Origin of the sequence: Nguyenibacter vanlangensis (assembly GCF_013376155.1) — a bacterium.
Lineage (GTDB): Bacteria > Pseudomonadota > Alphaproteobacteria > Acetobacterales > Acetobacteraceae > Gluconacetobacter > Gluconacetobacter vanlangensis.
In genome coordinates, this window is record NZ_JABXXP010000113.1 from 1 (window position 1) to 7,131 (window position 7,131).

Here is a 7,131-nt window from a genome sequence, read left to right on the forward strand (position 1 = left end):
AGATGGCGCTGGCGGATCGCGCGCTGTACCGTGCCAAGCACCAGGGCCGTAACCGGACCGAGGGCGACGGATCGGACCCTGCGCACTCCCCGGCCTCGACCCCGGTCCCGCCGCGCGAAGGCGTGACCCCGCGGGCGTCGGGATGGTGGCGGCGGCGCCTTTACATCTGAGGCGCCGATCAGGACGCGTCCGGTGATGCCGTCGCATTTTTGGGATGCCGTCGGGACCGTCATCCTGGCGCTTGGATCGTGGATCATGCTGCTGATTTCGATCCGGTAGGGCGGACGGGAGGGTGAAGCCGCTTCATCGGATTAAAGACACGACGCGGAGGTGGACTGTTTACCGCGTAGTCGAAACGTTATAGGAAAATGACCCGTATTTTTCCGCGAATGGAAATATTACGACATATTTGTGCCCCCGTTCCATCCCCATCGCCGCCGAGACATCATCATCGATGACCAGATCCCCTGGGACCAGATCCTTTGGCCGACCGCGGCCGTCTGCTCGCCTTGCCTGCCTGTCGGCGATTCTGGGGCTGCTGGCCGGCCATCCGGCCCCTGCGGCGGCCCAGGTGATGGACAACGACATCGGTGCGGCGCCCATGCAGCGTGTCAGCACGCCGGAGCCCGCCCATGTGTCGCTGGCGCCGGTCGTGCCGCCTTTTTCCCATCCCGAGGCAATATTTCCCAACCCGTTCGGGCTGACGAAATGGCTGCGGGATCGGGGCGTCAATGTCCTGTTGGACAACACCAACGAGTTCGCGGGCGCGATCACGCCGCCGACGCGCGGGACGACCAAAGGGTTCGTCAATTACCGGCAGGGTGCGAGCAATGCCGGGCAATATGCCGCCGAGCTGGACATCGACTGGAACAGGCTGGCCGGCCTGCGCGGTTTCGCCACCCACATGATCACGGTCGGCCGCTACGGCACCACGGCCAACCGCATGTTCGGCGACTGGCTGAACCACGCGTCCGAGGATTATGGCGGCGGCGGCAACGTGGTCGTCCACCTGGTCTATGCCTATGGCGAGGAGACGCTGTTCGGCGGGCGGCTGGCGATCGCGGCGGGGCGCATGGCGGAAATTTCGGATTTCGCGGCAAGCCCGCTGTTCTGCAATTTCCAGAACGGCAGTTTCTGCGGACGTCCCAAGGGCATTACCGACACGAATTATGCGGCGGGCTATCCGGCGTCGACCTGGGGCTTTCGCGTGCGCGGGCGGCCTACGCACACGATCTATGCGCAGACGGGCGTCTATCCGATCGAGAACGGGATCTATTCGGTGGCGCAGCACCGGACGGGTTTCAAGTTCAACGGCGCGAACATTATCGGCTATACCGCGCCCGTCGAAATGGGGTGGGAGCCGGTCTTCGCCCATGGCACGCTGCCGGGGCATTACAAGCTGGGCGGTTCGCTGTTCAGCACGCCGCAGAACGACAATCTCTTCGACATCGCCGGGCGCCCCTATGCGCTGACGCGTGCCAGGCCGCGCCAGCATGCCGCGTCATGGTCGAGCTGGGCGATGTTCGACCAGCGGCTGGTCCATTATGCCGACCCGGCATCCGGACTGACGGCGCTGTGGGGCGTGGTCTATAACGACCCGCATACATCGCTGCGCGAATATGTGGCCTATACCGGGTTGCTGAATCGCGGCTTCATCCGGTCGCGACCGTTCGACACGCTGGGCGTCGCGCTGACCTATACCAAGATCGCCAACGGCGTGACGATGACCGAGGAAGATCTGTTGCGCCAGGGGGCCGCGCTGCCGAACCATGCGACGGGGGTGCAGCGCCATGCCATGGTGCTGGAGGCGAATTACGCCATCCACGTCATGCGCGGCGTCATCTTCACCCCTTTGTTCGAATATTATTTCCGTCCCAACGCACAGGGCAATCTGCGCGATGCCGCGCTGCTGGGGTTCAAGAGCCACGTCGAGTTTCTGTAAGGCGCGGCCCAAAAGCGGGAGATCGGAGGCCGGCCGGCAGAAGATTTCATATATCTCGGGCCTTTCGCCGGCGTTTCGACTGTAACCGGGAAGATTGCAGAGTGTAACGTGATCGGGATCGGCCATGTTTTGGCCGCTTCTTCTGGTAGAGTCTGGCCGCGCCGATGATGATGACCGGAGAAAGCCCGATGACCCTGCCGCAGAAAAGCGTTCTGGCCGCGCGCGACGCCTATACGCCACGCCGGACGCCGGATGCGGTGCCGCCGAAGACCCTGTTCGAGCGCCTGACGCGGCTGCTGGGGTTTCACCTGCCGCCCGACCTGCATGAATGGACGTCGGAAATCGGCCTGACGCTGCCGCTGGGTACCAAGCGCCATGAGCGGATGGCGCTGATCGCGCAGCGGGGCGTATTGTTTGTCCATGTGCCGAAGAATGCCGGGACGTCGATCGCGACCGCGCTGTATGGCCGCACCCTGTCGCATGAATCCATGCGCTATTACCTGGACGTGGTGCCGCATCTGGCCCACACGCTGCCCAGCGTCGCCATTCTGCGCGATCCGGTGGAGCGGTTCATTTCGGCCTATCGCTATGCGCGGGACGGGGGCAGCCGGCATCGCAGCGTGGTGCCGGCCTTTCGCGACCGGTATATGGCATTCCGTTCGGTCGACGATGCGCTGGACCATATCGAGCAGGCACGGTCGGTCTATCAGATGGATCACATCTTCCGGCCGCAATCCTGGTACGTCACGGACAAGTCCGGCCAGCCGGCCGTGCGCTATCTGGTCCATCTGCGCGATATCGGGCGCCTGCCGGACCTGGTGCCGGAACTGAGCACGCTGCGCCTGCCGCACCTGAACGAAAGCCGGTCCTATGCGCTGAACCTGACCGGCCGGCAACTGGCACGGATCGAAGCGTTCTATCATCGGGATTTCGCGCTGTTCGATCATCTGACCATCCGGTGACCGCGACACCGGGCCGCGTCCGGAGCCGCACCATGCCCGCCCCCATTTCACTGACCAGGCATGAGGCCCGGCGCATCTGGATGCGCGCGCAGGGACTGGATCGGGCGGCGCCGTTCGGCGGCGGGGCGGATGCGACGCGGCGGGCGGTCGAGCATCTGGGCTATGTGCAGATCGACACGATCAACGTGATCGAACGATGTCATCATCACATCCTGTGGTCGCGCATTCCGGAGTACCGGCGGGCGCATCTGCAGCAGGCGCAGAGCACGGACAAGAGCGTCTTCGAATATTGGACGCATGCCCTGGCCTATGTCCCCACGCGGGATCTGCGCTTTTTCATCGACGACATGCGACGGCGGCGGGCAGCGCCGGGAAGCTGGTTCGACAGCGTGACGCCCGAGGAGGTGCGCAAGCTGCTGGGTCGCATCCGCGTGGAAGGCACGCTGTCGATCCGCGATATCGAGGACGACGTGCTGGTCGAGAAGGACCACGCCTGGGCAAGCCGCAAGCCGTCGAAGCGGGCGTTGCAACTGGCCTTTCTGAGCGGGCAACTGACGATCAGCGCGCGCGAGGGGATGGTGAAACGTTATGAACTGATCGGGCGGCATTTCGGCTGGGACAGCCCGCCGCGCCCGGTTCCGGCGGCGCGGAAGCTGGATTACCTGCTGGACCGCGCGCTGCGGGCGCAGGGGATCGTCAGCCTGGATTCGGCCTGTCACCTGGACGCGTCGCGCAAGGCCGGTCTGCGTGAGCGGATCGAAGGGCGCGTGGCGCGCGGGCGGCTGGTGCCGGTTTCCGTCGCGGGGGCCGAGCGGGTCGGCCACTGGGCCTGTCCCGCCATGCTGGCGGCGGCCCGGGTCGAGGAATTTGCAGGCGAGGACACGGTTCATATCCTGTCGCCGTTCGACCCGCTGGTGATCCAGCGCAAGCGGCTGGAGCTGATGTTCGGCTATACGCACCGGTTCGAAGCCTATTTACCGAGGACGAAACGGGTATTCGGCTATTTCGCGCTGCCGGTGCTGGTCGGCGACCGGGTGGTGGCAGCGATCGACCTGAAGGCCGACCGGGCACGGAATATGCTTCAGGTGCAGCAATGGAACTGGATCGGACCGCAGCAGGCCACCCATAGCAGGCTGATCGAGGACGCACTGCACCGTTTCGAACAATTCCAGTTTGAAACCTGAAGGATCGAAACGACTCCGAAAAATGATCTGGTGGTCTGTCGGCGGGTGGAAGAGTTGACCGTTTTGCGGTCTCTTTTTCGGGGCTCTGCCCCGCACCCTGCCAAAGGCGGTGCCTTTGGAAACCATTTATTTATCGATAGATTGCGCCGGGTCGAGCAGGTGCGGTCCGTTGCGCGTTGGATCGTTCACCGCCGGGCCGACGGGGAAGAGAGTGACGTTGTCCGGATCGCATGGCATGAGAAATCTTGTGGCATTGTCAGGTGTTTCGTAGAGCCATCCACGCCGGTCATCGGGGGCGATCAGCACCGGCATGCGGTCCTGGACCGGGCGGACCGAACTGTAGGATTCAGTGGTGATGATTGCGAAACTATGCAGGATATCGCCCTGATATTCCCAATTGTCCCAGATCGCGGCCAGGGTCATCGGCTGGCGGTCCGGTGTGGTGAGTGCCCAGGGGCAGCGCGCGAGGCGCGGCGTGCGGCCGGTGGGCCAGAGATAGCAGGCCGTGGCGGGCACCAGGCAGCGCCGGGCGCGGAACGCGGCGCGAAACATGCCCGAGGTGGCAATCGTTTCCGCGCGCGCGTTGATCGCCTGCCGCGTCATGTCGCGTGCCCAATGGGGCACCAGCCCCCACAACATCAGATCAAGCCGCGCGCCGGAACCGGACGGCACGCGGCAGAGTACCGGGGCAGGCTGGCCGGGGGCCACGTTCCACGAGGGCAGCCAGTCCGGCGCGGGGCCGGTGACGCCGAAATGCTGCCGCATGGCCTGGGTGGTCAGCGCGTTGGAGAAGCGGCGGCACATTCTCTAGCGGGGGTTCTCTTCTTTTTCTGAAGAAAAAGAAGCAAAAAGACTTTTATTCGTTAAGGGATTTCCCATCTGCTCGGCAAAATGCCCAAAAATTCCAAAAGTTTTTTGGTTCTTTTTTTCAAAAAAGAACGAATCCCCCCGCCCCCGCATCACAGCAGCGCCACGGACCAGGACGCCGTCCAGTCCTGGAGCGGCGGAATGTGGAGGATTCCCGGTTTTTCCGAAAATTCGCCCGAGAAATCGACGGGGCTGGGCAGACCGCGCCAGGGTTCGATGCACAGGAACCCTGCGCCGGGCTTCATCCACAGGCCAAGTTCGCGAAATCCCTGCCACGCCATGGCCATTCCCGTGCCATCGGGAGCACGGAACGCGACGCGGGTGCTGGTGAGCTGGTCGAGGATGACGACGTCGTCGATGAACAGATCATCGGACAGGGCCAGGGTCCGGCCGGCGATCGGCGTGGGAAAATGCGTGGGCAGCAGCAGGCCATCGGCGATCCGGCGGATCGGGGCGGGTTCGGGATGTTCGAATTCCAGCACGTAATCCTGCCTGGCAGCGCCGGGGCGCTGGGGCCAGGAGAAGGCCGGATGGGCGCCGAGCGCGGCCAGCAGGACATGGTCCGGATCGGGGTTGTGCACCCGGTATCCGACATGCAGCGTCTGGCCGGTGATCTGGTAATCCATCGTCAGGACGAAGCGAAAGGGAAAGATCGCGCGGCTGTCGGCATCGTCGGAGATCGACAGGGTGCAGCCGTCCGCGCGGCGGTCGACCCAATGGAAGACGCGGTCGCGGGCGAAACCATGCCGGGTCAGGCGATAGGGCCGGCCGTCGATCAGGGCGGTGTCGTCCTTCAGGGTGCCGACGATAGGGAAAAGCACCGGCGAGTGACGGGGCCAGGCGGCACCCGACCAGACCCGGTCAAAGCCCGACGGGTCCTGAAGGGATTGCAGCTCGGCCCCGGCGGCCGCGACGCGGGACTGGAGTCCGTTGGCGCCGAAAACATGGTGGGCGGGAGCGTTGTCGGTCATTGCAGCCTCTCCACTTGCACCCTTTCGACGGGCCCGGCGCCCGGCGATATGAACAGGGTGTTTTTTCAGAACGGACGGACGATCACCATGATGACGACGACCATCATCAGTAGGGTCGGGATTTCGTTCGCCGCGCGGTAGAATCGTTCGGACCGGACATTGCGGTCCTCGGCGAAGGCGCGGCGCCAGGCGGCGCAGGCACCGTGAAAGCCGGCCAGGCCGAGCACCGCCGCGATCTTGAGGTACCACCAGCCGGCATGCCAGTCGACCGTGCCGGGGGTCAACGCCAGCAGAACGCCGAAGAGGAACGTACAGATCATTGCGGGATTCATGATCTGCCGCAAAAGTTTACGTTCCATTACTTTGAAGCGCTCGCTCTCGCCCGAGCCCGGTACGGCCTGGCAGTGATAGACGAAGAGGCGCGGCAGGTAGAACAGCCCGGCCATCCAGGCGATCAGGGCCATGACGTGCAGGGCCTTGAGCCAGGCCAGATAGGGCAGCAGGCCGGCGATCATGGCGTATTGCCGCCCTGTTCCGCCAGGATGGCTTCCAGCAGCGGCGCGAATTCCGACAAATGCGCGATCCGATACAGGCCCGGCCATTCGGGTGCCGGCAGGTGGAGCGGGCGCAGCAGCACGCAGGCCATGCCGGCCGCCCGCGCGGCAAGGGCGCCGGTATCGCTGTCCTCGAGCACGAGGCATTCGTCGGGGGCGACGCCCTCGGTTTCGGCGGCGTGCAGATAGACCCCGGGATCGGGCTTGGGGCAGCCCATGTCGCGCGCCGAATGGATGCGGTCGGCGACGAAACGGTCCAGGCCGGTGCGGGCGAATTTCACGTCCATTTCGGCGATCGAGGAATTGGAGCCGACCCGCACCGGAAGATCGAGCCCGACGACGGCGGTCAGCATCCCATGGGCGCCGTCGATCGCGCGGGCTTCGGCGCGCATCAGTTCGACCAGACGGTCCTGCACCATGGCGACCCAGTCGTCGGGCAGCGCACGGCCGGTTTCGGCCTCGGCTTCGGTCTTGATCAGGGTCAGGGCGCGGCCGGCGAAGCGATGCACCGCCGCGTCGTCGTCGTAATGCAGCCCGATCCGGCGCAGTTCCTGGGCGACGACGCGGCAGGACGGGCCTTCGCTGTCGACCAGCACGCCGTCGCAATCGAAGATCACCAGGCGCAGGCGCCCGTCCGGACGGACCGCGCGG

Annotated in this window: 7 protein-coding genes; 3 read left to right on the forward strand and 4 right to left on the reverse strand. The window is 64.9% G+C overall.

What is annotated here, in order from left to right; translation table 11 throughout:
- Positions 1 to 454 precede the first annotated feature (454 nt).
- From HUK84_RS07970 to HUK84_RS07980, 3 genes are all read left to right on the forward strand, one after another.
- On the forward strand, positions 455 to 1,942 hold the full coding sequence (locus tag HUK84_RS07970; RefSeq protein WP_176639816.1) for a carbohydrate porin: 1,488 nt from the start codon (positions 455 to 457) through the stop codon (positions 1,940 to 1,942).
- A gap of 164 nt (positions 1,943 to 2,106) precedes the next feature.
- The gene (locus HUK84_RS07975) at positions 2,107 to 2,904 is read left to right on the forward strand and encodes a sulfotransferase family 2 domain-containing protein (protein WP_246285529.1); all 798 of its coding nucleotides are present in this window, start codon (positions 2,107 to 2,109) and stop codon (positions 2,902 to 2,904) included.
- A 32-nt stretch (positions 2,905 to 2,936) separates the two neighbouring features.
- On the forward strand, positions 2,937 to 4,088 hold the full coding sequence (locus HUK84_RS07980) for a winged helix-turn-helix domain-containing protein (protein ID WP_176639817.1): 1,152 nt from the start codon (positions 2,937 to 2,939) through the stop codon (positions 4,086 to 4,088).
- A gap of 126 nt (positions 4,089 to 4,214) precedes the next feature.
- Here the strand turns inward: HUK84_RS07980 and HUK84_RS07985 are convergent, their stop codons facing one another.
- From HUK84_RS07985 to HUK84_RS08000, 4 genes are all read right to left on the reverse strand, one after another.
- Complete coding sequence (locus HUK84_RS07985) at positions 4,215 to 4,892, reverse strand: SOS response-associated peptidase (protein ID WP_176639818.1); 678 nt, start codon at positions 4,890 to 4,892, stop codon at positions 4,215 to 4,217.
- 155 nt (positions 4,893 to 5,047) lie between these two features.
- The gene (locus tag HUK84_RS07990) at positions 5,048 to 5,926 is read right to left on the reverse strand and encodes an aldose 1-epimerase family protein (protein ID WP_176639819.1); all 879 of its coding nucleotides are present in this window, start codon (positions 5,924 to 5,926) and stop codon (positions 5,048 to 5,050) included.
- A gap of 65 nt (positions 5,927 to 5,991) precedes the next feature.
- Positions 5,992 to 6,441, reverse strand: coding sequence for a protoporphyrinogen oxidase HemJ (gene hemJ / locus HUK84_RS07995; RefSeq protein ID WP_176639820.1), 450 nt, complete (start codon positions 6,439 to 6,441; stop codon positions 5,992 to 5,994).
- Positions 6,438 to 7,131: HAD family hydrolase (locus HUK84_RS08000; protein WP_176639821.1), on the reverse strand; the 694-nt coding region annotated here is incomplete at its 5' end. The genes hemJ and HUK84_RS08000, both read right to left, overlap by 4 nt.

Coding starts and splice junctions, on each gene's coding strand:
- HUK84_RS07970 (WP_176639816.1), top strand. CDS start 455: ATGACCAGATCCCCTGGGACCAGATCCTTTGGCCGACCGCGGCCGTCT.
- HUK84_RS07975 (WP_246285529.1), top strand. CDS start 2,107: ATGATGATGACCGGAGAAAGCCCGATGACCCTGCCGCAGAAAAGCGTT.
- HUK84_RS07990 (WP_176639819.1), bottom strand. CDS start 5,926: ATGACCGACAACGCTCCCGCCCACCATGTTTTCGGCGCCAACGGACTC.
- hemJ (WP_176639820.1), bottom strand. CDS start 6,441: ATGATCGCCGGCCTGCTGCCCTATCTGGCCTGGCTCAAGGCCCTGCAC.
- HUK84_RS07980 (WP_176639817.1), top strand. CDS start 2,937: ATGCCCGCCCCCATTTCACTGACCAGGCATGAGGCCCGGCGCATCTGG.
- HUK84_RS07985 (WP_176639818.1), bottom strand. CDS start 4,892: ATGTGCCGCCGCTTCTCCAACGCGCTGACCACCCAGGCCATGCGGCAG.